The following is a 23,765-nucleotide window of genomic DNA, read 5'->3' as shown; positions in this document are numbered from 1 at the left end:
GGTGGAAAAAGGGAGGAGTGCGATCATGATCGAACCGAAGCTCGAAGTTCCGGCCGAACTGCGTGACCTGGCCGAAAAGACGATCGACCAGGCGGAAAAGGCATTCGGCATGTTTTTCGACGCCGCCACCAAGTCGATCTCGTCGGTGCCGGGGGCCGGAACCGACGTGTCGAAACAGGCGCTCGCCTTTACCGAGCAGAACATGAAGTCGGCATTCGAGCATGCGCGCAAATTGGTTCATGCCACCGACCTTCAGGAAGCCATGCGCATCCAGTCCGACTTCCTGCGCAGCCAGTTCACCAGCGCCGGCGACCACATGCGCCAGATGACCGGCAGCTTGATGCAGTCCGGCAAGGGCAAGTCCTGATTTCGGAAGACGTCCTGATTTCGGAGGCGACGGCGGACTGCCCATAAATTGATCTTGCGTGATGGCGAGAGGCGCATTTCAATCGCCCGTGCAGGTCCATGATGGGCCACCGAATGATCCTCATTCGCCGTCCATCATCCTTTCTGCTGATCCCTGTCGGTTCAACCGGCAGGGATTTGCATTTTCCGGGCACGTCGCAAAAAGCGGCGTCAGCCGCAGCATGATCCCGGGAACTGGGAAAGATCGATGCGGGCGATGATCGAGCGGAACAGCTTGCGGGTCGAACGATAGATGTGCCGTACGAATCCCGGCACTTTCGCAGCCGGCCGGCCAACGCTTTCGGTGTAATGAGACACATGCTTCTCCGACGTTGTGCGGATTTCTAACGCACCGGGATCGGAGCAGCCTTGATCTCGCGCAAGACGGCCGCGCTAGTAATCGCCGGGATTCATGATCATCGGGCTCCTGGTATCGGCCGGCGCGAGCTGGCTGCTTGCGCTGTCGCGCAGGAAGTGGTCGAGGGTCGCCTGGATCTTTTCCTTGACCGCATCGGGGCCACGGTCGCTCATATCGGTGTGCTGGGCGCCGGTATGGATGATGTCGATGCCGCGAGCCTTGGCCTCTTCCGGCGTCGGCAGGACGCCGGGGTCGGTCACGAAGTTCGGATCCTTCGAGCGGAACGAGAGGATCTTCAGGTTATCGCTGAGCACGAAGGGCACGCGCAGATTGTCGAGCGTGATGACCTTGGACACCAGCTCGGGATGCTGATGGGCGACATACATGGACACGTCGCCGCCATTGGAATGACCGACGAGGGTGATGTGGTCGTAGTCGGCGTTCTCCTGCCGCCTCTTGAGCTCGTTCAGGACGTAGAGAATGTTGGCTTCGCAACGGATGTAGACCTCGCGCCGGCCGACATAGGGCTGGCCGACATGGGTCATCAGGGGCGGGTCGCTCGGCAAGTCCTGCTGGATGCTGGCAACGAGATAGCCGCGTGCCGCAAGCACGTTGGCGAGGAAGGAATATTCGGTCGCCTTGACCGTGTTGCCATTGCTGATGATGGCGAGCGGCAGCTTCCACAGGCCGAGATTGGCCTTGGTCTCGTAGTCGCGGCGCACCGCGATCTCGACCGAGATCGGGCGTTGGCGCGAGGCGTCGAACAACGTCAGCAGCTCATGGCGGATCGCCAATTTGCTGACCAGGAAATATTCGCCGACCCCCAGCACGCAGAGAAAGGCGAGAATCGTAAAAACCCTCTTCATGGTTCCGTCCCGATCACTTTTCACTGAAATAGGTATTCAGAACCCGCGGATCGAGCGATCGTGAGAGTGGTGCGGGATTAAATTTAGGCAAGTCTCGTTGGGCAAGTCTGGTTGGGCAAGCCGCGTTTGGGCGAGTCTCGGCGGCTACCAAGCCGTCCTGTAAAGCCTCGCCCGTCAGTCCCTTGGACCGGGCGTCGCGCGGCTAGAGACAGCTTCCCTTGCCGCGCTCCGGGCACAGCCGAAACGCGCTCGAGAGCGTGAACAGGAAGCGCGGGCTACGCCGCGTATTGTCAGGCGCGCGATAGCTGAGCGGCACCGCGACGCCGAAATCGGCCTGGATATCGTCCCACAGGAAGAAGCGCACCCCGGCCCCTGCGGAGGTCAGCGACAGTCCGTCGCTCAGGCGGTAGCCATCGTTCCAGACCGCGCCGGCATCGCCGAAGGCGTAGAGCTCATATCCGCTCCAATAGCGGAAATTAAGTTTCTGGTCGAAGCGAAGCTCGAGCGAGCCGGCAAGGCCGTTGTCGCCGCTGATCTCAGCTGCGCCATAGCCCCGGCCGAAAGCTGCGCCGCCGAGATAGAATTGCTGCGAGATGAACAGCGGTCGGGATGCCATCTGGCCTGCAGCGGAGAATTTCAGCGACCAGGCGTCATTGAGCGTCTGATAGCGGGTGAACCAGAGGTTCAGCACCGAGAAGTTCGATGAGGCACCGTCGCGCGACAGGAGGTCGTCGTCGAAATGCGAAGCGCCGAAGATGTCGAGGCCCTGGCGATAGGTCAGCGTCGCATAGCTCGTGCCGCCGAGCCGATCCTGCAGCCGATAGTCCGCGGTCAGGCTCGCGGTCCTGATATGATCATTGTAGTACGCGCCGAACAGATCGTGCTCCGAGACGTTGCTGGCCGTCGCTGCCAGCGTGAGCGTGAGCGCCGACCATTGCGACATGAAGGGGACGGTGCTTGCCCGCACCTCGAAGGCTTCAGTCGTGGTGATGTCGCTGTCGAGGCGACGGGCATCGCCAGGCCGCACGGCGCTGTAAAGGACGGAGGCACCGAGACGCACGCCGTCGACGCCCACAGGTGCGTCATATGACAGGCGCGCGAAGCCGAGTTCGCGGGGGTCGTTGGCGATGGTCGACAGGTTGACGGCCAGCGTATCGCCCGGCGTCAAGTAGGAGTTGAATGCGCCCGTCGCGTAGGTCTGCCATGGTCCGACCGACGATGATCCGAGATTGTCCAGTCCGAGCGACGTGAAGACGTGCCAGGTCTTGAGGTAGACGGTGAGACGGAAACGACCAGTCGGGCCGCCGATTTCCTCCAGCGCGGTATCGTTAATCCGGACGCCCGGCCGGCCGTTGATCAGGAACAATTGGCGTTCGAGCGTTGCCAGCCGCGACGGCTGCTCCGCCAGAACCGGTCCAAGCATCGGTCTCACGCCGAACTGCTCGGCGCCGTCACCCTTCAGCTCGGCTTGCACGATGGCGCCTTCGATCACCTGAACCCGGACGCGTCCGTCGGTGATGTCCTGCGGCGGCACGATGGCCCGGCTCAGATGGAAACCATCGGCGCGGTAGAGATCGCTGATGGCGCCGCTGATGGCCGCGAGGTCGGCTTGCGAGACCTTCTTGCCGAGATAGCCTTGATAGACTGCGGCGATGCGTTGGTGCTGGATCGCATGGGCGCCGCTGACGTCGATGCCGCGCAGTACGAATTGCGGCTTGCTGTCACCGCCGGTGCTCGGCTGGCCGATTGTCGGCAGCTTGACCGGGGGCCGGTTCAGCGTTTCCTGGTCGGACTGGTTCTCGAAATACTTTTCGGGTTGGCGCGGATCGAACCCCGGCTGGTTGGCTTGCTGCGCCAACGCCTGAGGGATTCCCAACATGAGAACCATGATTGCGGCAACGAGATACCGTCGGTCCCTGCTCTTCGAGACCGGCTCTCCGTAGTTCAACGGAGGGCCTCGCCGGAGCCGGTAAGGAATCGTTAGCCGCATGATTTTTCTTAGTTTTTTATGGTCAATGAAAAGTTAACGCGGTCACGCGACTCGCCCGTTCCGGCTAATTCAATCTTGAGTCATTTCCGGTACGCCTCATCTCCGGCTGGTCAGCGGACTGAGGATCGTGATGCTCGGCAGAGTTGGACTGCGGCGCGTCCTGATGGCCGCGCTGTTTCTGGGAATGACGTCCGGTGCATCCGCCGCCGATGACGGTGTCTGGTCGGTCAGCAAGGCCTCGGGCGAGGTGTGGGTTGCGACCGACGGCGCGCAGCAGATCTCGGTGAACCAGGACGAGACGCTCAAGGCCGGCGATACCATCCGGACCGGACGCAATGGACGGGTTCTGCTGGTCCGCGGCGAGGAAACAATCCTGATCTCACCGAATTCGGTGGTGGGCTTGCCGGCCGAGAAGAAGGACGGTCTCGCAACCACTATCCTTCAGCAGGCCGGTTCGATCCTGCTCGAGGTCGAGAAGCGGAACGTCAAGCATTTCGAGGTCGAGACGCCGTATCTCGCCGCCGTAGTCAAGGGAACGCAGTTCAGCGTCACCGTGAATGCCGGCAGCACCAAAGTCGGCGTGCTCCGCGGCCAGGTGGAAGTATCCGACTTCAAGACAGGGCAGATCGCCCAGGTCATGCCGGGACAGGCGGCAACCGTCTTCGAGCGTGGCAAGCCGGGTCTCAGCCTCAGCGGCGCCGGGACATTCAATCCGATCGAACAGGGCAAACCGCGCGCCTCGACGATCGAGCGGATTCCCGTGCCGAAATCCGGACTGTCGGCGCCGCGTCATGCGGCAAGCGGTCACGTGATCCATGCGCTCGGCCCGGTCGACAAGGGCAGCAAGGCGGGCGCGCCGACGCAGCCGCATCAGGTGGCCGCAGCTCCCAAGGCCGGGGTGGTACGCATCTCGAGCACCCTCGGCGAGGTCAAGCTGAACTTCCACAAGGTCACGAACGGATTGGCCCATGGCGCGGTCGCGCCGGGCCGCGTGCGCAGCTCCAACGCCGACACCGTGTGGAGCGATACGAAGGCCAGCACGCCGGCGACGAGCGCGAACAGCTCCGCCGTGACAGCGGCGATCTTGAGCAGCAGCGCGCCCGCGACAAGTGCTGCGACGACGTCGTCGAGTACGACGACGGCCGCCACGACCTCCGGTTCGAGCAGCGATGTGTCCGGAGGGACTTCAGGCAACGGAAGCGGCGGCACGACCGGCAACGGGGGCAGCGGCAACGGTAATAGCGGAAATAGCGGCAACAACGGTCGCCACTACGGTTGGTGGTGGTGGGGCCGCGGCCATCGCTAGCGACGCGCTGTCGTCGACAGAGGCACACCGCGGCGTCCGCCGTCCGTGCAGGGGAGCAAGGTGAAACGTTATCGACCGCATATTCTGGTTGTGATCGCGCTGGCGGTCGTGCTGTCCACGGGATGGCACGCCGCGCTTCGCAATTCGCTGACCGATCTGCGGTTCGCATGGCAGTCGCGTGCGGCCAGCGGTGACGTCGTCGTCGTGGCCATCGATGCGCCCTCGATCGACCGGATCGGGGTGTGGCCCTGGCCGCGCCGCCTGCATGCCGAGTTGCTGCAACGACTTGAAAGCGCGGGGGTCGGCGATATCGCCTTCGACGTCGATTTCAGCGCGCCATCGGATGCGGCCTCCGACGAGGCCTTCGTCAGGGCGCTCCGTGATGTCGGCGGATCGACCGTCCTGCCCTCGTTCAAGCAGCCGGCGACGAACGGCGGTGCCGCGCACATCAATCGCCCACTGAAGCCGTTCAGCAACCAATCCTGGCCGGCTGTCGTCAATGTCGCGGTCGAGCCTGACGGCCTCGTCCGCCGCTATCCGTTCGGGGAGAAACTCGGCGACAGCTTCGTGCCATCGATGGCCGTCGTTCTGGCCGGCCAGAATGCAAGCCGGATCCCGCCGTTCCTGATCGATTTCGGTATCCGCGCGGAGTCGATCCCGCGCGTCTCCTATGTCGACGTGCTGCGTGGCGACGCCGCGACGCTTGCAGGTCTCAAGGGCAAGAAGATCATCGTCGGGGCGACCGCGCTCGAGCTCGGTGATCGCTTCAGCATTCCGAACGGCGGCATTGCGTCGGGACCCATCCTGCAAGCCCTCGCGACCGAGTCGATCCTGCAGAACCGGATGCTGCGCTGGACCTCCGGTGTCGGCATGATCCTTGGGCTGGCGGCGCTTTCCCTGCTGATGATGTTTTCATGGCGCCCGTTCGTTTCCGGTGTCCGCGTTGCGATGCTGGTGGCGGCGGCGGCCGTGGTCGAAACGACCGCCGTGATGGTGCAGGCGAAGTTTCCGCTCGTCATCGACACGTCGCTGTTCCACATCGCCATCATTGCCTACCTGACGGCGATCGCGCTCGACGAGATTGATTTTCGCGGGCTCCTGGGACGCATCGCCGAGAGCCGTTTTCATCGCATCGCGATGTCGCTCGGCGATGGTCTCGTCTGTATCGGGCAGGATCATCGGATCACCGTGTGGAATCCCGGCGCCAGCGCGATCTTCGGCTACTTGCCGGCCGAGATCATCGGCCGCTCGTTCGAAACCCTGTGCGCGACGCCCGAGGGCAGTGTCGGGCCTTTCTCCATGCGCGACGCCGCCCGTCAGGCACTGCTGGTCCCGGGCGGCGCCGTCGTGGTCGAATTCGAAGGCCGGCGCAAGAACGGCGAGACATTTCCCGTCGAGGCGAGCTTCTCGGGGTGGGATGGAGCCGACGGCTTTCAATATGGTGCAATCCTGCGCGACATCTCGTTGCGCAAGCGCGAGGCCGAGCACGTCAGATTTCTCGCCGAGCATGACGCGCTGACAGGTCTTGCCAACCGCGGCACGCTGCACGCGGCTCTTGTCGATCTGATCGGTGCGGCGGAGCTCCAGTCTTCCGAGGTTGCTCTGCTCGTCCTCGGGCTCGATGGCTTCCAGCAGATCAATGACATGTTCGGGCACTCGGCCGGCGACCTCGTGCTGCAGGCGATCGCGGAGCGCCTGACGCGCGAGGCGGGCGAGCGCGCCACCGTTGCGCGGCTCAGCGGGGACGAATTCGCCATTGCACTGCCTTGCGCGGAAGCGGGCGGGCCGATTGCCGATTTCGCGCGGCGTATCGCTCACGCATTCGAAGCGCCGATCGCGACGGGCACGCGGCAGCACCGCGTCAGGATCAGCACCGGCGTCGCAGTCTATCCCGAGGGCGGACGCAGCGCTGACGATCTCCTGAGCAACGGTCACCTCGCGCTCAGCCGCGCCAAGGCGACTCGACGCGGCAGTCATGTGATCTTCGAGAGCCACATCAGGCAGGAGTTGGAGAACAGGCTCACGCTGGAGAGCGAGCTTGCGCTTGCCGCCGACCGCAATGAGTTCGAGCTGTTCTACCAGCCGCAGGTGCGTCTGGCCGACGGCAGCCTGGTCGGCGCCGAAGCCCTCATCCGTTGGCGGCATCCGGTTCGCGGCTACGTATCGCCCGGGGAGTTCATGCCGGTGGTCAACACCTCGGCGCTGTCCGAGCGGATCGCGAACTGGGTCATGGAAACGGCCTGCCGGCAGGCGCGGGCGTGGGAGCTGTCCGGCAACAGGGTGCGTGTTGCGATCAACCTGTCACCGTCGCAGCTGCACTCCGGAGATCTCGCACATTCGGTCGCGGCATTGCTCGAGGCAACGGGGCTCACGCCGTCACTGCTGGAGCTCGAGGTCACCGAAGACATCCTGCTGCACGACGAAGGTCGTGTGCTCGATATGTTCAAGCGGATTCAGGAACTCGGTGTTCGCGTCGTGTTCGACGATTTCGGCACGGGTTATGCGAGCCTGAGCTATTTGAAGAAGTTTCCGCTCGACGGGCTCAAGATCGACAGGTCGTTCGTGCTCGATCTCCTCGCCGATTCCGACGATGCGGCAATCGTGGGCTCAACCATCGGCTTGAGCAAACAGCTTGGGCTCACGGTGGTGGCGGAAGGTATCGAGAACCGCGCGACGGCCGAAATCCTTGTCGAAATGGGATGCGAGGAAGGTCAGGGATATTTCTTCGGCCGCCCGATGCCGGTGGATGCGTTCGAACGCCAGTTCCCCGCTGTGGCGAATTCGGTCGTCAGCGCTGCCTGAGCCGCGCTGCCGGAAGCGATCTTCAGCGCCGCCGCGCGACTGCAACGCCAAACAGGAATGCGACGAAGAGGCTGGCGAGCGGGGCTTCCCGCGTGATCGCTGCAACGGTCGAGAGTGGCCGGCCGGGCTTTCGCGCTTCCTCGATCGCGTAGGCGAGGCGATCGACCGCGGCACGCAAACCACCTGCGACCTCGCCGATCGTTCGGGAGGCATCGGTTGCCGCATCGATGGCGCGCTCGGCCATGCCGGGCTGGGGAGTGGGCTGCGGTGCGTCCATGCTCAATGCCGTGAACTCCACTCGTGGAGAGATGATAGAGGCCGGCACCTTTGGCTATCCGCGCGTGCGCTCGTTTTGAACAGCGGGTCAGACGACCTTTGGCTATCCGCGACAGGCGCCGTATTGAACGGCAGGTGCCGGCCTCGGATAGGAAATTCGAGGCGTGCGATTTTGTTCCGCGGCGAACGAGAACAACGCTCGGCCGCCGGACAATCCCGGGGAAACGTTGGACGCGAATCTCTGTTAGGCTGGCGCAACGTTCCCGATGTGGAGACCGCCGTGACCGATCAGACCAGGCCGGATCGCGCCCGGCGCATCGCTTTGCTCGGCGCGCCCATCGACATGGGCGCCTCGCAGCGTGGGACGTTGATGGGGCCGGCCGCCCTGCGCACTGCCGGTCTTGCGACATTGCTCGAAGGACTCGACCTCGAAGTCATCGACTACGGTGATCTTTCCGCGACCGAGATCGTGGATCTCGCCGACCGTCCGCCGGAGAAAGCCAATCACTATCGGGAAATCCAGCGCTGGACCCGGGTGCTGAGCCGCCGCGGCCATGAGATCGCGAGCACCGGAGCAATTCCGATCTTCCTGGGTGGCGATCACACGCTGTCGATGGGCTCGGTCAACGCCATGGCGCGGCATTGGCAGGAGCACGGCCGGGAGCTTTTCGTGCTGTGGCTGGATGCGCATGCCGATTACAACACGCCGGAGACGACGATCACGGCCAATATGCACGGCATGTCGGCGGCGTTTCTGTGCGGCGAACCCGGCCTCGACGGTCTGCTCGGTGAAGATCATCGCGCCTCGATCGTTCCTGACAGGCTCGATCTGTTTGGCACGCGCTCGATCGACAAGCTCGAAAAGGAATTGATGCGCGCACGCCGCGTCAGGGTGGCCGACATGCGCCAGATCGACGAATTCGGCGTCGCGGTCCTGATCCGACGCGTCATCGAGCGTGTCAAGGCGAGCAACGGGGTGCTGCATGTCAGCTTCGATGTCGATTTCCTCGATCCCAGCGTGGCGCCGGGCGTCGGGACGACGGTACCCGGCGGGGCTACGTACAGGGAAGCGCACCTGATCATGGAACTCTTGCACGATTCCGGGCTGGTGCGATCGGTCGATATCGTCGAGCTCAATCCGTTCCTGGACGAGCGCGGCCGGACTGCGCGCACCGCGGTCGAGCTGATCGGCAGCCTGTTCGGCCAGCAGATCACGGACCGGCCGACGCCGAGCAATGCGATCGCGCCGGGCGAGTAAGCCCGTCCGGGGGACGTTTGTGCGCCGCAAAGAAAGGAACTGCTCCGGCTGCCCGCGGATTTAGGTCAGTCCTGATCGAAATCGCCTGCATTTGAAATACGCGCGAATTGCAAATGCGCGTCGCTGCGGATTTCATGTGGGCTCAGCGCCACCCGAGGGGCAGCAATGAGCCGCACCATCAACACCGACGACAAGCCCGCGCGGACCACGCGCCGCCGCTTTCTGCAAGGCAGCGTCACGGCGGCTGGAGGCGCCGTCCTGGCTGCGGGGACATCGGTTGCCGCAGAGACCGAGAACCTCCCGCCGAATGTCCCGGAATGGATGAAAGCGCCGGGCGAGCCGATGGGAAGTCAGCCCTATGGTGCGCCCTCGCCATACGAGAAGAACGTCGTCAAGAACATCGCGAAGAACCTGAAGCAGTACATTTCCGCTTCCGGCCGGACGCCGTTGCAGGATCTCGATGGCATCATTACACCGAACGGGCTCTTCTACGAACGGCATCATGGGGGCGTTCCAACCATCGACCCGGCGCAGCATCGGTTGATGCTCCATGGCCTCGTCGAGAATCCCTTGATCTTCACGATGGACGATCTGCGACGCTTCCCGTCGGAGTCGCGCATCCACTTCCTCGAATGCTCCGGAAATCCCGGCTACAGCAAACCCTATGGCAAGACGGCATCCGACCTCGTCGGTCTGGTGAGCTGCGCTGAATGGACCGGCGTGAGCCTGAAGCTGGTTCTGCAGGAAGCCGGTCTCAAGCCGGGCGCGAAATGGGTCGTGGCCGAAGGCGCCGATGCCGCAGCGCTGACCCGCAGCATCCCGATCGAGAAATGTCTCGATGACGCGATGCTGGTCTACAGCCAGAACGGCGAGCGGTTGCGACCGCAGCAGGGCTATCCGTTGCGGCTGTTTCTGCCCGGCTTCGAAGGCAACATGAGCGTGAAGTGGTTGCGGCGGCTGCATGTGGCTGCGGAGCCGGCCTATACGCGCGAGGAGACATCGAAATACACGGATCTGCTGCCGGACGGGACCGCGCGCGAATTCTCCTTCTACATGGAAGCCAAGTCGATCATCACGCGCCCGTCAGGCGGCCAGCATCTGAGCGGGCCCGGTTTTCATGAGATCACCGGTATCGCCTGGAGCGGTCACGGCAGGATCAAGCGTGTCGAAGTGTCCGTCGACGACGGCAAGACCTGGCAGGAAGCGCAGTTGCAGAATCCGGTGCTGACGCGCGCCTTGACGCGTTTTCGTCTGCCCTGGCGATGGGACGGCAAACCGGCGGTGATCCAGAGCCGTGCCATCGATGAGACCGGCTACGTCCAGCCCACGCTTGCCGAACTGCTTGCGGTACGCGGGGAGAATTATTTCTACCACAACAACGCGATCTGGCCCTGGCGCATCGCACCCGACGGCGAGGTGACCAATGCGCTGGCGTGAGACCTGCTGCATCACCGTTGCGATTGTTCTGGGTGCGTCCGCAAGTGCGGCGCGGGCGCAGAGTCCTTATGGCATAGGGCGGCCGGCAACAGCGGCGGAGATCGCGGGCTGGAACATCGATGTCGGGCGCGATGGCCGCAATCTGCCGGCGGGACGCGGCACCGTGAGCCAGGGACGCGAGGTGTTCGCGCAGCAATGCGCCGCCTGCCACGGCGACAAGGGTGAGGGCGGTCTGGGCGATCGTCTCGTTGGCGGACAGGGAACGATCGGCACGCCCAAGCCCATCCGCACGGTCGGCAGCTATTGGCCTTATGCGACCACTCTGTTCGACTACATTCGCCGCGCCATGCCGCAGAATGCGCCACAGTCGCTCAGCAATGACGACGTCTACGCGGTATCGGCCTACATCTTGAGCCTGAACGGGCTGATCGGAACGGACGCAACGCTCGACGCCAAATCACTCGCGTCCATCAGAATGCCGAACCGCGACAAGTTCGTCGGCGATGCACGGCCCGATGTGAAGCATTGATGGGATGCTGTCGGATTTTCGCGCATTGGCTCGGAACTTGCTTAGCTTCCGGTGGAACTCGTCGGGGCGTCATTGAATTAACCCGCGAGAGGAAAAGACATGGATTCTTCGATGACAACAGGTCGGTTCGCGAATTCCGTCTCCATAGCGCTGCGTCATCCCGGCGTGATCGCGTTGATCGTGGCCGGCGTGACGATTGCCGCAATGCTGCTCGTCGACCATGGGCCCTGGAGCCGCGCAAAGACGCAACCGGCCCGTGTCGCCATGTACGCGACGACAGGCGAGGCGGCGCACGCCGCGGGCGCCGTCGTGCTTCCCACCGAGCAGAAATCGCCGGTCGAACCCGAACGCCCAGGGCCCAAGACGTCGCCAACCGTCAACCCAATAACGCCGTAGATATCTTCAGGTCTTGCGGCCGTAGTTGAGAAGGCCGCCGGTTGTCTTCGGCGGATGCGCGCGCAGTGCCTCCTCGTTCGGTTCTGTGCCCCAGCCGGGTCGATCCGGAATGACCAGATGACCGTTCTGGATATCCGGCTCGTGACTGAAGAGCTCGCGGTCCCAGGCGAGCCGGTCGATGTCGATCTCCATGATACACAGGTTCGGTACGGCGGCGCAGAAATGCGCATTCATCATCGAGCAGAGATGGCCGTAGAAATTATGCGGCGCGACGTTGACCTCGAACGCGTCCGCAGCTGCTGCGATCTTCATCGACTGCCACACGCCGTTCCAGGGCGTGTCGATGATGGCGACGTCCATCGCCTGCTCGTGGAAATAGGGCAGGAATTCGCGCAGGCCCAACAGCGTCTCGCAAGACGAGATCGGATGCGGGCTCTGCCTTCGGATGTAGCCGAGCGCTTCCGGATTGAAGCTGTCGATCTCGATCCAGAACATGTCGAGGTCGGCAATGGTGCGCAGGATCTTCAGGTAGCCTTCGGTCTTGGCGTTGAAGTTGCAGTCGAGCAGGATATCGACGTCTGGCCCTGCTCCGTCGCGGATCGCTTCAAGGTGCATGTGCAGATCACGCAATATCTTGCGATCGACGTTGATTTCGGGGGAGAAGGGCGAACCGAAGCCGGGCCGCCAACCTGTCGGCTTGCCGTCGTCGTAGGAGAAGATGTTGGTCTTGAGGGCGGTGAACTTCTTCTCGCGCACCTCGCGGCCGATCGCCTTGACGCCGTCGAGGTTTTCGATCGGCGGCTTGTACCACGATGGGTGATTGATCCGCCACGTCGCGCAATGCGACCAGTACACGCGAACGCGGTCGCGGATCTTGCCGCCGAGCAGCTCGTAACATGGCACGCCGAGACATTTCGCCTTGGCATCGAGCAGTGCATTCTCGATCGCGCCGAGGGCCTGGGCCACCACGCCGCCGGCCGCGGGACGCGTCGCGGCGAACAGTTCGGCGTAGATGCGCTCGTGCTGGAAGACGTTCTGACCGATCACACGCGCGGAAAGACGCTGGATCGCGGCGCCGACGCCGGGCGAGCCGAAGCCCTCGTCGAACTCGCTCCAGCCGACGATGCCGTCTTCCGTCGTCAGCTTGACGAAATGGTAGTTCCGCCAGCCAGCGTCGCAGGCGAGGATTTCAAGATTTGTCGCTTTCGATGAACTGGTCATGTCGCTCCCCGTGGCCCGGCCGAGCCTTTTTCTTATGGTCCGGCCGCAAGCCGGCTTCCACCGCAACTGTAGGGCCAAGGACGGACCGCCGTGAAGCCCGCCCAGGCTTGGCCGAAAGCCCCAGCCGCCCTGTTTGGGGGGGAATCTGGCGGAAATTGCGGAATTGGCCATGATGTTTCCCGGGATCGTCGCGAAATTGCACCAAGCTCCGACTTTTTTGGCCACAATCGGAACCGACCCTGGGGTCATGAAGTTCATGGCCATGATCTCGATTCTGGCGCTCCTTACGGTGAGCGGGGCCGTCATTTCCGATCAGTTTCTGACGGCAGACCAGCACGTCGCACCAGGGGTGGAGTAGCGCGCGGCGGGTGAGGGCGATCCTGGCCTTGTCTTGATCTTGTCTTGGGGGAGACAGCGATGCTTTCGGTAGACCAGTTCCTGCGATTCATCAGCGTGCCGGCCGTGTTCGCGGCCTTCATTCTCGCGTCCCAGATCTCGGCGGCGCTGTCGCCGGCCTAGCGGCGCTTCGTCGCCTCAGCCGAGCAGGAACGAGCCGAGCAGGGCGAGGACGGCGAGCGCCATCAGCGCGGTGCCGAGCCAGCCCAGCGCAACCAGCCACGAGCGGGCCCTGAAGCGGCCCATGATGGCTTCGCTCGAGACGATCAGCATCATCATCATCATGATCGGCACGGCGACGATGCCGTTGAGCACGGCGCTCCACACCAGCATGTGGATGGCATCGATGCCGGTGAAGCCGAGGCCGAAGCCGATGATCGTCGCGGCCGCGATGATGGTGTAGAAGCCGACCGCCTCGTCCGGCTTCGCCTCCAGCGTGGCGTTCCAGCCGAACACCTCCGCCACGCCGTAGGCGGCGGAGCCGGCCAGCACCGGGATCGCCAGCAGGCCCGTGCCGATGATGCCGAGCGCGAACAGGAGGAAGGTGAAGTCGCCGGCCAATGGCCGCAGCGCTTCGGCGGCCTGTGTCGCCGAGTTGATGTTGGTCACGCCGTTGGCGTTCAGGACCGAAGCCGTGGTCAGGATGATGAAGAAGGCGATGCCGTTCGACAGCAGCATGCCGGCGGTGGTGTCGACCCGGATGCGCGCGAGTTCGGGATCGCCGCCGCGGCGCGAGAGCTCGCGCAGCGGCCGGTCCGGCTTGCCCTGGTTCATCTCCTCGACCTCCTGGGAGGCCTGCCAGAAGAAAAGGTAGGGGCTGATGGTGGTGCCGAGTACCGCGACCACCATCATGAAATAGTCGGTGTTGACGGTCGCCTTCGGCCACACCGCGGCGAGCAGCGCCGTGCTCCAGGGAATGTGGACGGTGAAGGCGGTCGCGACATAGGCGAACAGCGTCAGCGTCAGGAATTTCAGCACCGGCGAGTAGCGGCGATAGGGCATGAACACCTGCAGCAGGGTCGAACCGGCAGCGAAGATCAACGCATGCTCGTGGTTCAGCCCGCCGATGACGAGCGAGAGCGATTCCGCCATCGCGGCGATGTCGGCGGCGATGTTGAAGGTGTTGGCGGCGACGAGCAGCGCGACCAGCCCGAGCACGGCCCAGCGCGGCGCAAGCTGCATGACGTTGGCGGCAAGGCCCTTGCCGGTGACCCGGCCGATCTGCGCGCTGACCAGCTGGATTGCGATCATGAACGGCGTGGTCAGGAATACCGTCCAGAGCAGCCCGTAGCCGAATTGCGCTCCGGCCTGCGAATAGGTGGCGATGCCCGACGGATCGTCGTCGGCCCCGCCGGTGACGAGGCCGGGTCCGAGCCGCTGCAGCATCATCGGCGCGGATTTCGCCGGAGCGAAAGCGCTGTCGTGCTTGGACGGAGGGCGTTTCGAGCGGTTCGACAGGGTGTGTTTTCCGGATTTACGAATTCACGTCTGAAATGCCATCATAGCCGCAAAGTTCCAACACCGGCCAGCACGACGCGGACCGCCGCGCGCGCCGTCCGGCACGCCGGGCAAAATACCTGTAGGCCCATACCATCACAGACATCGTCGAGCTCTTGCCGTCACCGCTCGCGGGCTCGTCTCGTGTCCGGCTGGCTCTGCAACGCCCTGCTTGTGCCGCGCCGGTATCGCGCGCGAACGCGCGAGCCGCCGAGGAACGAGAACGCGGACGCGACGTTTTCACGGCAGGAGGTAATACCCATGAAAACGACGGCTCTTGCCTTGGCGATCGTGCTGGCCGTTCCGGCGGGTTATGCGTCGGCTCACAGCGCCAAGAGACATCATCACGGCTGGTTCAACTCGATGAACATGATGCATGGTCCCGGTCGCACCGCCGCGCGCACCGACCCGAACGGGACGGCGGGCGGTCCGACCAGTGTCAGCGGCACCGGTTCGTCGAAATTCGGCGGCCAGATTCCCGGATCGAGCGGCGCCACGCGGCAGTAGATGTCCGCGATTGGAGCCATGGACGAAGCGGTTCGGCCGTCACACGAGGCCGGGCCGCAGCTCATTTCATGCTGACGAACATGCCCCATGCGGCGGCGAGCACCGCGCCGGTGAACACGATCACGGGGCTGTCGCAGAACGTGCTGCCATAGGAGCACACGTCCGCGCCGAACTGGCCGAGTTCGTGATGGCTCGCGGAGTAGAACAGTCCTGCCAGTCCCAGCAATATTGCGGCGACGTAGTACATCGAGCGTCTCCGAAGCTTTCCCGGTCGCGTCATCGCGAGGGACATTGCCCCATCATGGCGCAAACAGTTTGCTTTTAGCCAAATTCGCTTCGATGCATTTTAGATAAAATTTGACGCGTCGGGCAAAACACCGGCAAGACGGCAGGGGCGGTGGCGTGCCCGCGCGTATCGGCGTCCGCCGCGAACCCCGCGCCAATCCGTCGCTTTTTCAACATTCATGCTGCCGCACGAAGGGCAGTTTCGCGAACAGCAGAACGACGGCAATGCCGATCGCGCCTCCGAGGATCGTCTCCCACCCTCGCGCGACCAGGACCGCGACGGGATATTCCCCGCTCGCGCCCATGGTGACGACGAGTGCGAACGCATAGGCCCCGCAGGCGATCTCGTAATGTTCGGGCAGCGCCATCGCATAGATGATGATGGCGATGGCGGCCATCACCCAGACCACCAGCGGCATGTGCGCCGCGACCGGCAGGCAGGCTAGGCCGAGCGGCACCCCGACCAGCGTGCCCGCAACGCGCCGCCGAATGCGATCGACGGTGCCGGCAAGCGAGCCTGTGACGACATAGGTGCAGGCCGCGATCGCCCAGGCGGATTCCGTCAGTCCCAGCATCTGTCCGAGGACTGCGATCACCAGCGAGGCGGAAGCTGCCTGCAGACCCATGATCATTTCGGTGAAGGCAACGTCGCCGTCGGCGGGAGTATCGGCTGAAGGCGAGAGCGCCGGCTTTTCGGCGGGGCCGCTCAGCATGCGGGGCACGACCGAGGCAAGCCCCGCGAGGGATACGGCGAGCGCGATGGTGCCGAGATCCCGCAATGTCGCGCCGGAGGTGAAGGCCAGGAGCTGTCCGATGAAAATCTGCGATCCGACGCCGGCGCCGAGCACGCCGTAGCGCTTCAGATACCCGACGCAGAAGGCTCCCGTGACGAGCGTGAGTTCATCCCAGCGTGGGCCGAGCACCGGCTGCAGCACGGCAAAGAGCGAGGCGCCGATGCCGGCCGCGAGACAGAGGATCAGGAGATCGCGCGCCGAGCGGTATCGGGTCGATTGTCCCTCCGACACGCTTGCCCATAACGCGAAGCCGGCCGCGAGCACGCCGAGCAGCGTTTCCCGTCCCTCCGCGAGGGCGGGTGTGGTGGCAAGCATCGCGGCAAGGCCATAGGCCGTGGCAAGGCGTAATCCCTTGACGCGCCGATGCGTGCCCGGATCGATCCTGTCGAGCCAGGCACCGAGCACGGCAAAGCTTGCATTATGCGGATCTGGTCTCATCGCGGATCGTTCCGTTCGGCGCGACCAGACAGGCTTTCTCCTGCCAATGCAAATAGCGATCGGTTATGTGCCTATCCCCCGGCGCGATAGCCTGCGCCCTGCGCGAGCGAGGCCGGGTTTGCGCAGGAAATTGCCGTGGTCGCAGTCGTGTGATGAATGTCACAAAGGTCTCGCGCCGAACTGGCCCGGACCGTTACGGCTCACGGAGCGGAGGTGCCGTCAGTCCCGGCAATGTGCCGGCGACGCTGTCGTCGAGCGTTTCTGAAGTCTGGACATTGCCCCGGTCGACGCACACCGCATTCCAAGCCCGAAGGAGGCAATCTAGACGATCCGTAACTCGTCGACGGGTCGTCCAGGCTCCTCGATCCGGGGCGTCTGACCGCCGCGCAGCACGGAATTCCCCTCGTAAAGGGTCCTTTGGTCGATGGCGGCCGGAGCGAGCCAATGCTGTTCGTCCATCTCGCCGTTGAGCCCGTAGACCGACAATGCATTGCCATAGACGACCTTCCGGATCGCATCGGCACTGATCCCGCGTTGCGCCATCAGGCGCGCGGTCTTGGCCACTGCGAGCGGATCCGAGACGCCCCAATCGCAGGCGGAATCCACGATGAGCTGCCCGGGCCCGTAGCTCTCGACGAGCGCGGCCATGCGCTCGCTGCCCATCTTGGTCTGCGGATAGATCGAGAAGGCGCACCAATAGCCCTGGTCGAGGACTTCGCGGATCGTCTCCTCGTTGTTGTGGTCGATCACGCAGCGCGAAGGATCGAAATTGTGCTCCTTCAAGACGCTCATCGTGCGCAATGTGCCGGCACGCTTGTCGCGGTGAGGCGTGTGAATCATGATGGGAAGCGAATATTCCTTGGCGAGCTCGATCTGCGCCCTCAACGCCTTGTCCTCGAGCGGCGTCTGTTCGTCGTAGCCGAGTTCTCCCATGGCCACGACGCCTTCCTTGACGAGAAAGCGTGGCAGCGCATCGATCACGGCCTCGGCCAATGCCTCGTTGTTCGCCTCCTTCGGGTTCAATCCGATCGTGCAATAGTGCCTGATGCCGAACTGGCCGGCGCGAAAGCGCTCGAAGCCGGAGATCATGGTGAAGTAGTCGATGTAGCTTCCGACGTTGGTGCGTGGCTGCCCCAGCCAGAATGCGGGCTCGATGACCGCGACGACGCCGGCCTTCGCCATGGCTTCGTAATCGTCGGTCGTTCGGGAGATCATGTGCGCGTGCGGATCGATGATCATTCCGGCTGCCGGGGCGGAGCCATTCGACGCCGGGCCGGCCTGCTCTTGCCGATCGTTCGCAAGTCGTTGCACGTCGCCGAGCAGGCGCGCGAGCTTCTCCGCTGTGAGCGGACCGTCACAACACGGGCACGTCAGGGTCTTGCCGGCCATCAATTCCTGCAGCGTGCCCGCATCGCAGGCGAAGGAATCATTCAGGGGGGATTTCGTCATTTGTCGAGCGTCCTCACATAGGCGACGATCTTCAACATGTCGTCCTGCTTCATCCCGCGGCGATGAAACGATTGCATCGCGCCGCTGGCGCCCCCGTAGATGATAGAAAACATCCCCGGATCAGTCAGTACCTGTTTGTACACAACGTCCTTACCGACCAGGGTCGGACCCATCTTGCCGGTTCCATCGGCGCCATGGCAAATCACGCAGTTCGACACATAGAGCTTCTTGCCGTCAGCCACGGCATCGGCGTTACCACGATAGTCGTTGTCGCCGGTCTGCTTGAATTTAGTGACTGCGGGTGTCTCGACCTCACCGGACAGAAGCTCGAATTTGATCGGTGAGCCGTCGAGCGGGCTCTTGAAGTCCGCCACCTCTCCGGCAAGTCCGAGCGAAACGATGATGGTGTTGGCGGCAATCGCCGCGAAGAAACGAGAATTGTATCGACGAAAGCGATTAGACGGCATTGCGTTTGATCCCATCCATTCCAAAACGATCATCGCCCGCAACGGCGCGGGCGATGATGCTTTCATGACGTTGCTTCACTTGGCCTTTGCGAGCTCCGCGCCCGAGGGCACCTTGTCCGCCGGCAGAATGCGCCAGAGCGCGCCTGTCGGATTGGCGTTGGGGCCCTTGTCGTCGGTGTAGAAGCAGTAGCAGTTCACGGCCAGAACGGTGCCGTCGGCATCGAGGTTGCCCGCAGTGAACTGAAGCTGGGTCTGCATGAACTCCTGCAGCTGCCATTTCTTCGCGGTATCGTCCCAGGCCGTCCCGAACAGTCGGCCGGAGCACCAGTCGCCGATCAGGTAGGTCTTGGTCATGCCGCCGTAATTGGCGACACCGAGGCCTTGCGAAGAGCAACCGCCGGTGTTTGCCTTGGTCCCGTTCTCAAACGCCTCATTGTGCGGGTACTCGGCAATGGGAAGAACACCGACAATCGGGCACTTTTGATCGGCCGACATGGCGGGATGGCAGTAAGATCCTTCGTTGAACTTCCAGCCATAGTTCTCGCCGCCCTTGGACGACGCCGGCTGGTAGTTGATCTCCTCCCAATGATTCTGGCCGACGTCGGCAATGAAGAGATCACCGGACTTCGGGTCGAAGTGGAAGAGGTAAGGATTACGCAGGCCGTAAGCCCAGATTTCCGGCCGGGAGCCGATCTTGTTCAGGGCAAAGCCCTGCTCGTTGATCCCGAACAGCGACATGAGTTGCGGCTTGTCGGCCTTTGCGAACGGATTGTCCTTCGGGATGGCGTAAGGCGTGTCGTCGTCGGTGTCCACGTCGATACGCAGCAGCTTGCCCCAGAGGACGTTGAGGTTTTGTCCGGCGTTGAGAGGATCGCCCTCCCAGCCCGCGTCACCCTTGCCGATGTAGAGCTTGCCATCGGGGCCGAACGCGATCATGCCGCCGTAGTGATTGTAGTAGGGCTGAGGAATGTTCATCAGCACCTTCACGGACTTCGTGAGCTGCTCCTTCGTCACCTGATCAGGGCTTTTCGGATCGACCGTAATTCTGGCGATGATCGACGCGCCGTTGAACGGCAACGAAGCGTAATGAACGAAGACGTATCCGTTGTCCTTGAACTTCGGATGGAATGCGATCGACCACAGGCCCTGCTCGACGAAACCTGTCTGTACGTCCGAGCCGAGAGGATTGAAGTTGGTCAGGTCGATGAAAGGCTCGGGCAGGACCTTGCCCGACTTGTCGACGATCCTGACACGACCGGCGCGCTCGACGACGAAGATGCGACCGGATCCGTCGTTTGCGGCGGTGACCCCGACGGGATCATGAAATCCATCAGCGACCTTGGCGAGCGCCAGTTTTGGGGCGCCCGGTACCTTTCCCCCGGGCTGAGCAACGTCGGCCGGATTTGTCGGCACTTGTTGCGCAGACGCTACGGGCATGCCTACGCATGTCGCTGCCAAGATGGCAGCGAGCGTCAACATTCTCATGACGGTTGACTCCCTATTCGTTTCCTGGCCGACGAAAATTTATGAGTTTTGTGATGCGGCCGATCGGGATCGTAGCGCGTTCCATCGAAGCTGCAACAGCAAATCGGTGCAACTCATCGCCGTCGATCATGCGTCTCGCGATTGCGTTCTGCACGGATCGAAATTCCCGAGTCGATGGTGGAGAATTCCCGATCGATTGCTTTGAGACCTAGTCCAACAAGCCCACCGCGAGTGCGGCTGCGATCAACAGCAGAAGCGCCGCATCCAAAGCATGCAGGCCTATGCCGATCGAGAGGCGGCCATCGATGGCGCGATGCGCCAATACATATTGCAACGCGATCTGCAGTAACGGAGTGCAGGCAAGCAGCATGCGCCATGTGCGTGGTGGGCCGGCTTGCCATGCAAGAACCGGAAGCGGCACGACAAGCCATTGAAAGATGTTGACCCAGGCGCTGTGATACGACCACCACGTCGGATCGGTCATGGCCGCCATGCCGGCGATGAAGAACTGCACGAGCAGGCAGATCGTCAGCAGTGCGGCCAACGCGCGAAGCAAGAGCCGCGCAACCGGCGGCCGCAACCATGCGCTCATGAGAGCGCTTTCCAGCCAATTCCCTCGGACGCCAGGCGGGACTGGAGCGTCTTCACTTGCTGCCGCGACTCCGGCCTCTCAAACAGGGCATCCACGCGATGCTCGCCCGCCTGCTGCAACGCAAGCGCGACGGCCAGGCGTTCTTTGTCGTCGCCTGTATCGAACGCGCGCACCAATGCCGCGTCGCCCACGTTGTCTGCATGCGGAGCCACGCAGCGCCACACTTCGCCGCTGACCGGGCGGCCCGCGGCCCATCTCTCCTGAGCCAGGTCGACCAGCATGCGCGCCAACCGTGGATTGCCGCGCCGGTCGAGAGCCTGGATCGGCCAGAGGTGGGCGCCGATGAAGAACGCCTTCACCACCATCTGATTCCAGGCGTCTTCCGCGAAATATTCGACCGGGTAGGGATTGCAGTGCGCGACGGCTTCAAAAACGGGCCTCATGCCCGACCGGACAGCCTCCCGCGCACGGGGCTCGATCAGCGTCGGCGCCGGATAAACGGGAAGTCCGCGGCAGAGCGCGATCAGTTCGTTGATGCCGGCCGTGGCACAAAAGCCGTCGAACCAGCTGACAAACGCGGCGTCGTCGCCATGATGACTTGCGACCGAAAACGCGATCCGGGCCGCCTGGTCGATGCTCCAGTCGCCGGGGTCGAGGTTGGCTCGGATCGCCGCTGCCTGTGTCCTGTCTTCCGCCGAGAGGGTCAGGTCGGCCTTGCCCAGGCGCCGCGGCGCGAGGCCGATTGCGAAGGCAAGTCGTGACGTGTCCGCGGAATGCCGAATTCCGTCGAGCGTGGTGTTGAACCAGTTTCGCCCGTCTTCGGTCGCGGATCGCGAGATCCACGCCTGCACCAGCTCGATGAATGCGATACGAGCCTGGTCTCCCGAAGGGCTTGTCCCGCTTTGCCCCGACGCTAGAGAGTCTTTCATCACGTTCCCGGAATGAAGGTCTGGAAAAGCCGCGTGAGAACGAAACCGCAGGCACACAGGGCCGCCAGCGCGACGCTGCCGCCATAAAGCGCCACCGCGAGTGCGTCGACCAGACAGATCGCGGCGATGAGTGTCGAGACGGCCCGGGGCACCGCGCCAGGCTTCGCGCGTTTCGCAAGCAGCCGCACGGCAAAGACGTCTGCGATGCCGAGCAGGAGAGCGCTGACCACGACCAGCCATCCGCTCGACAGGCCGGGCAGCGCCATCAACAGAGGAACGCTCAAAATCCCAAGCGGCCACAAATGGCCGACTTCGTTCAGGTTCTCCTGCTTGGCCGCGTAGGTCAGTCCGACGACGTGAGCGGTGAGGGCGACCGCACCGGCCACAAGCGGCAGGCGGATGTCGCCACTCACCGCAGCGCCGGTCCCGACGTAAACCAGCGCGCGGCAGAGACCCATGATGACGGGGGCGATCGTGTTTCCCTTGTGCCAGCCGTCGTAGAGAAGGATCGCACCGGCAAGCGCCAGGCCCAGCACGACGGGCAAGGTCCCGAACGGTATGAGAAGGACGATCCCGATCGCGAGCAGTATGAAGCCGATGGTTGATACGGTGTTCGCTCCGATCTCTCCGGCATGGATCGGTCTGCCAGGTCTTTCGCGGGCGTCGATCTCCCGGTCGAAGAAATCGTTGAGATACATACCGCCGACGTAGAACGCGGTCATGGATAGGCCGATCACCAGAAGATCGGCCGCGGTCGCTGCCGGATTGGCGATGATGGCGCCGGCCAGAACGTTGGTCCAAACCGTCGGGAGATTGGACACGCGACCAAGCTTCAGCAAAGTCAATGCACTTGGTGTGCGCAGGGCGATGCTGCTCATCCGACGAGCTCCTGCTGACAAAATGCGATCTCGCGAGCGATTGCGGCCGATTTCGAGCCGGTTCTCAGCTTGTCGGGCAACACGTCCCACGTATATGTCTCGACCTCGAGGTGAGACGAACGGGTTTTCCCGCGCAAGGCGGCAAGCGTCGCAACCAGATCGCTTCGGGTCGAGCTGATCTCACCGAGATTGTCCAGGAATACCGGGACGTGGCAGTGGATGCGCCACTCGCCATCCGCGTGTCCTTCGTCGAAGGCCGCCATGGCGTCCGGCAGATCGGTGTGGCGCACCAGATTATCGTCTCGACGCACGATCGATTGATGCAGATAGACCCCGTCGTTGAACTTCATGACGGGATCGACGAGGTCTTTCCTCATCGTGGGGATGCGCATCGCCGCGGACAGCTGGATCTTGGGAATCGCGATGCCGGCGGCGATCAGCCGATCCAGCGATCCGACGATGTCCTCATACTCGACGGCGCCGTGACAGACGTCGTAGCAGATCCCGATGTGCCGGTGCAGCAGGGCTTCGGCATCGCGCCTGGAGGCGCCCGTCAATGCGCTGAGTTGTTCGATCGTGTCCGGCTTGAAGAGTTCATCCTTGAAGAAGGCAATGCTTTCCTCGGTCGTTTCGAGGAAGCAGCAGGGCTCCGGTTCGAGAGCAAGCGCGATGCGCTTTCCCGTCCGGCGCTCGACGTCGACGAGATCGGCGACCGCCATCGTCAAGTTGGTCGTCATCGCGGCAATGGACTCGCGTGAGCGTCCGTTCGGCTTGAACGCACCAGGCACGGTGGAAATGCTTCCGTCGATCCCATCGGGAAGGATCGCTGCCAGAACCGCTGCGCTGTTGGCCGTGAAGGCGACGCGCTCGCGCTCGCGCCAGTCCGGCAGGTAGACGTGCTCTTTGACGCGCACGCCGTGGAAGGGACCGTAGGGGAATGCGTTGATGGTAAAGACGTAGGCGCCGAGCTTCGACAATTGATCCCGGAACGAGGCCAGCGCCTCCGGTTGTCTCGCCGCGGCAGCGGCTTCGCCGGAGAGGCGCAACCCGAGTCCCATGGGCTGGTGCGGCGAGACCGTCGCTTTGATCGCAGGAACGTGCTCATCGAGGCTCGCCCGGATGTCGTCCCAGCGTTCCCCGGCGTGGATATTCGTGCAGTAGGTGAGATGAACGTTTCCGGAAAGCTGGTCGAGTTTCATCCGCG

22 protein-coding genes are annotated in these 23,765 nt (G+C 63.3%); 8 read left to right on the top strand and 14 right to left on the bottom strand.

Translation table 11 applies throughout. The features are described from left to right. Positions 1-25 precede the first annotated feature (25 nt). Positions 26-367, top strand: a complete 342-nt coding sequence (locus QM712_RS00175) for a phasin (protein ID WP_415020993.1) — start codon at positions 26-28, stop codon at positions 365-367. Between the two features lie 431 nt (positions 368-798). On the opposite strand, the gene QM712_RS00170 is transcribed toward QM712_RS00175, so the two are convergent. Both QM712_RS00170 and QM712_RS00165 read right to left on the bottom strand, forming a co-directional pair. Then, positions 799-1,629 carry an alpha/beta fold hydrolase gene (locus tag QM712_RS00170; RefSeq protein WP_415020992.1) on the bottom strand — a complete coding sequence of 277 codons (831 nt, stop codon included), beginning with the start codon at positions 1,627-1,629 and terminating at the stop codon, positions 799-801. Between the two features lie 202 nt (positions 1,630-1,831). Beyond that, positions 1,832-3,619 carry a ShlB/FhaC/HecB family hemolysin secretion/activation protein gene (locus QM712_RS00165; protein WP_415020991.1) on the bottom strand — a complete coding sequence of 596 codons (1,788 nt, stop codon included), beginning with the start codon at positions 3,617-3,619 and terminating at the stop codon, positions 1,832-1,834. Positions 3,620-3,749: 130 nt separating this feature from the next. Between QM712_RS00165 and QM712_RS00160 the strand changes: the two genes are divergently transcribed. Beyond that, positions 3,750-4,925 carry a FecR domain-containing protein gene (locus QM712_RS00160; protein ID WP_415020990.1) on the top strand — a complete coding sequence of 392 codons (1,176 nt, stop codon included), beginning with the start codon at positions 3,750-3,752 and terminating at the stop codon, positions 4,923-4,925. 60 nt (positions 4,926-4,985) lie between these two features. Then, positions 4,986-7,727: an EAL domain-containing protein gene (locus tag QM712_RS00155; protein ID WP_415020989.1), complete on the top strand. Its 2,742-nt coding sequence runs from the start codon at positions 4,986-4,988 to the stop codon at positions 7,725-7,727. A gap of 22 nt (positions 7,728-7,749) precedes the next feature. Here the strand turns inward: QM712_RS00155 and QM712_RS00150 are convergent, their stop codons facing one another. After that, positions 7,750-8,004 (bottom strand): hypothetical protein, encoded by a 255-nt coding sequence (locus QM712_RS00150; RefSeq protein ID WP_415020988.1) that lies wholly within the window; start codon positions 8,002-8,004, stop codon positions 7,750-7,752. Positions 8,005-8,283: 279 nt separating this feature from the next. Between QM712_RS00150 and rocF the strand changes: the two genes are divergently transcribed. The 4 genes from rocF (at position 8,284) to QM712_RS00130 (ending at position 11,623) form a co-directional block, all read left to right on the top strand. Continuing rightward, positions 8,284-9,261, top strand: a complete 978-nt coding sequence (rocF, locus tag QM712_RS00145; protein ID WP_415020987.1) for an arginase — start codon at positions 8,284-8,286, stop codon at positions 9,259-9,261. A 165-nt stretch (positions 9,262-9,426) separates the two neighbouring features. Beyond that, positions 9,427-10,698, top strand: a complete 1,272-nt coding sequence (soxC, locus tag QM712_RS00140) for a sulfite dehydrogenase (RefSeq protein ID WP_415020986.1) — start codon at positions 9,427-9,429, stop codon at positions 10,696-10,698. After that, positions 10,685-11,227, top strand: a complete 543-nt coding sequence (locus QM712_RS00135; protein WP_415020985.1) for a c-type cytochrome — start codon at positions 10,685-10,687, stop codon at positions 11,225-11,227. Before soxC ends, QM712_RS00135 begins: the two co-directional genes overlap by 14 nt. A 99-nt stretch (positions 11,228-11,326) precedes the next feature. After that, positions 11,327-11,623: a hypothetical protein gene (locus QM712_RS00130; protein WP_415020984.1), complete on the top strand. Its 297-nt coding sequence runs from the start codon at positions 11,327-11,329 to the stop codon at positions 11,621-11,623. Between the two features lie 6 nt (positions 11,624-11,629). Here QM712_RS00130 and QM712_RS00125 read toward each other — a convergent pair whose 3' ends face one another. Both QM712_RS00125 and QM712_RS00120 read right to left on the bottom strand, forming a co-directional pair. Continuing rightward, on the bottom strand, positions 11,630-12,844 hold the full coding sequence (locus QM712_RS00125; protein ID WP_415020983.1) for a mandelate racemase/muconate lactonizing enzyme family protein: 1,215 nt from the start codon (positions 12,842-12,844) through the stop codon (positions 11,630-11,632). Between the two features lie 534 nt (positions 12,845-13,378). Continuing rightward, the gene (locus QM712_RS00120) at positions 13,379-14,629 is read right to left on the bottom strand and encodes an NRAMP family divalent metal transporter (RefSeq protein ID WP_415020982.1); all 1,251 of its coding nucleotides are present in this window, start codon (positions 14,627-14,629) and stop codon (positions 13,379-13,381) included. A 369-nt stretch (positions 14,630-14,998) separates the two neighbouring features. Here QM712_RS00120 and QM712_RS00115 point away from each other — a divergent pair, with 369 nt between their 5' ends. Next, the gene (locus QM712_RS00115) at positions 14,999-15,244 is read left to right on the top strand and encodes a hypothetical protein (protein ID WP_415020981.1); all 246 of its coding nucleotides are present in this window, start codon (positions 14,999-15,001) and stop codon (positions 15,242-15,244) included. 61 nt (positions 15,245-15,305) lie between these two features. Here the strand turns inward: QM712_RS00115 and QM712_RS00110 are convergent, their stop codons facing one another. The 9 genes from QM712_RS00110 to eboE form a co-directional block, all read right to left on the bottom strand. Continuing rightward, on the bottom strand, positions 15,306-15,491 hold the full coding sequence (locus tag QM712_RS00110) for a hypothetical protein (protein ID WP_415020980.1): 186 nt from the start codon (positions 15,489-15,491) through the stop codon (positions 15,306-15,308). Between the two features lie 208 nt (positions 15,492-15,699). Further along, on the bottom strand, positions 15,700-16,761 hold the full coding sequence (locus QM712_RS00105; RefSeq protein WP_415020979.1) for an FUSC family protein: 1,062 nt from the start codon (positions 16,759-16,761) through the stop codon (positions 15,700-15,702). A 321-nt stretch (positions 16,762-17,082) separates the two neighbouring features. After that, positions 17,083-18,210: a TatD family hydrolase gene (locus QM712_RS00100; RefSeq protein ID WP_415020978.1), complete on the bottom strand. Its 1,128-nt coding sequence runs from the start codon at positions 18,208-18,210 to the stop codon at positions 17,083-17,085. Beyond that, positions 18,207-18,743, bottom strand: coding sequence for a c-type cytochrome (locus QM712_RS00095; protein WP_415020977.1), 537 nt, complete (start codon positions 18,741-18,743; stop codon positions 18,207-18,209). The genes QM712_RS00100 and QM712_RS00095 overlap by 4 nt, the downstream gene beginning before the upstream one ends. Before the next feature lie 9 nt (positions 18,744-18,752). Further along, on the bottom strand, positions 18,753-20,114 hold the full coding sequence (locus QM712_RS00090) for a PQQ-dependent sugar dehydrogenase (protein ID WP_415020976.1): 1,362 nt from the start codon (positions 20,112-20,114) through the stop codon (positions 18,753-18,755). A gap of 256 nt (positions 20,115-20,370) precedes the next feature. Further along, positions 20,371-20,754, bottom strand: coding sequence for a DUF6220 domain-containing protein (locus QM712_RS00085; protein ID WP_415020975.1), 384 nt, complete (start codon positions 20,752-20,754; stop codon positions 20,371-20,373). After that, complete coding sequence (locus tag QM712_RS00080; protein WP_415020974.1) at positions 20,751-21,683, bottom strand: EboA domain-containing protein; 933 nt, start codon at positions 21,681-21,683, stop codon at positions 20,751-20,753. The genes QM712_RS00085 and QM712_RS00080 overlap by 4 nt, the downstream gene beginning before the upstream one ends. Next, positions 21,683-22,561 (bottom strand): UbiA family prenyltransferase, encoded by an 879-nt coding sequence (locus tag QM712_RS00075; RefSeq protein WP_415020973.1) that lies wholly within the window; start codon positions 22,559-22,561, stop codon positions 21,683-21,685. The genes QM712_RS00080 and QM712_RS00075 overlap by 1 nt, the downstream gene beginning before the upstream one ends. Next, a complete protein-coding gene (eboE, locus tag QM712_RS00070; protein WP_415020972.1) occupies positions 22,558-23,760 on the bottom strand; it encodes a metabolite traffic protein EboE in 1,203 nt (400 codons plus the stop codon). The genes QM712_RS00075 and eboE overlap by 4 nt, the downstream gene beginning before the upstream one ends. Positions 23,761-23,765: the final 5 nt, after the last annotated feature.

Source organism: Bradyrhizobium sp. (genome assembly GCF_047605465.1).
Lineage (GTDB): Bacteria > Pseudomonadota > Alphaproteobacteria > Rhizobiales > Xanthobacteraceae > Bradyrhizobium.
This window is presented reverse-complemented; position numbering and strand designations above follow the sequence as displayed.

Coding starts and splice junctions, on each gene's coding strand:
- QM712_RS00175 (WP_415020993.1), top strand. CDS start 26: ATGATCGAACCGAAGCTCGAAGTTCCGGCCGAACTGCGTGACCTGGCC.
- QM712_RS00170 (WP_415020992.1), bottom strand. CDS start 1,629: ATGAAGAGGGTTTTTACGATTCTCGCCTTTCTCTGCGTGCTGGGGGTC.
- QM712_RS00165 (WP_415020991.1), bottom strand. CDS start 3,619: ATGCGGCTAACGATTCCTTACCGGCTCCGGCGAGGCCCTCCGTTGAAC.
- QM712_RS00160 (WP_415020990.1), top strand. CDS start 3,750: ATGCTCGGCAGAGTTGGACTGCGGCGCGTCCTGATGGCCGCGCTGTTT.
- QM712_RS00150 (WP_415020988.1), bottom strand. CDS start 8,004: ATGGACGCACCGCAGCCCACTCCCCAGCCCGGCATGGCCGAGCGCGCC.
- soxC (WP_415020986.1), top strand. CDS start 9,427: ATGAGCCGCACCATCAACACCGACGACAAGCCCGCGCGGACCACGCGC.
- QM712_RS00135 (WP_415020985.1), top strand. CDS start 10,685: ATGCGCTGGCGTGAGACCTGCTGCATCACCGTTGCGATTGTTCTGGGT.
- QM712_RS00130 (WP_415020984.1), top strand. CDS start 11,327: ATGGATTCTTCGATGACAACAGGTCGGTTCGCGAATTCCGTCTCCATA.
- QM712_RS00125 (WP_415020983.1), bottom strand. CDS start 12,844: ATGACCAGTTCATCGAAAGCGACAAATCTTGAAATCCTCGCCTGCGAC.
- QM712_RS00120 (WP_415020982.1), bottom strand. CDS start 14,629: ATGATGCTGCAGCGGCTCGGACCCGGCCTCGTCACCGGCGGGGCCGAC.
- QM712_RS00115 (WP_415020981.1), top strand. CDS start 14,999: ATGAAAACGACGGCTCTTGCCTTGGCGATCGTGCTGGCCGTTCCGGCG.
- QM712_RS00110 (WP_415020980.1), bottom strand. CDS start 15,491: ATGTACTACGTCGCCGCAATATTGCTGGGACTGGCAGGACTGTTCTAC.
- QM712_RS00105 (WP_415020979.1), bottom strand. CDS start 16,761: ATGAGACCAGATCCGCATAATGCAAGCTTTGCCGTGCTCGGTGCCTGG.
- QM712_RS00100 (WP_415020978.1), bottom strand. CDS start 18,210: ATGACGAAATCCCCCCTGAATGATTCCTTCGCCTGCGATGCGGGCACG.
- QM712_RS00095 (WP_415020977.1), bottom strand. CDS start 18,743: ATGAAAGCATCATCGCCCGCGCCGTTGCGGGCGATGATCGTTTTGGAA.
- QM712_RS00090 (WP_415020976.1), bottom strand. CDS start 20,114: ATGCCCGTAGCGTCTGCGCAACAAGTGCCGACAAATCCGGCCGACGTT.
- QM712_RS00085 (WP_415020975.1), bottom strand. CDS start 20,754: ATGAGCGCATGGTTGCGGCCGCCGGTTGCGCGGCTCTTGCTTCGCGCG.
- QM712_RS00080 (WP_415020974.1), bottom strand. CDS start 21,683: ATGAAAGACTCTCTAGCGTCGGGGCAAAGCGGGACAAGCCCTTCGGGA.
- QM712_RS00075 (WP_415020973.1), bottom strand. CDS start 22,561: ATGAGCAGCATCGCCCTGCGCACACCAAGTGCATTGACTTTGCTGAAG.
- eboE (WP_415020972.1), bottom strand. CDS start 23,760: ATGAAACTCGACCAGCTTTCCGGAAACGTTCATCTCACCTACTGCACG.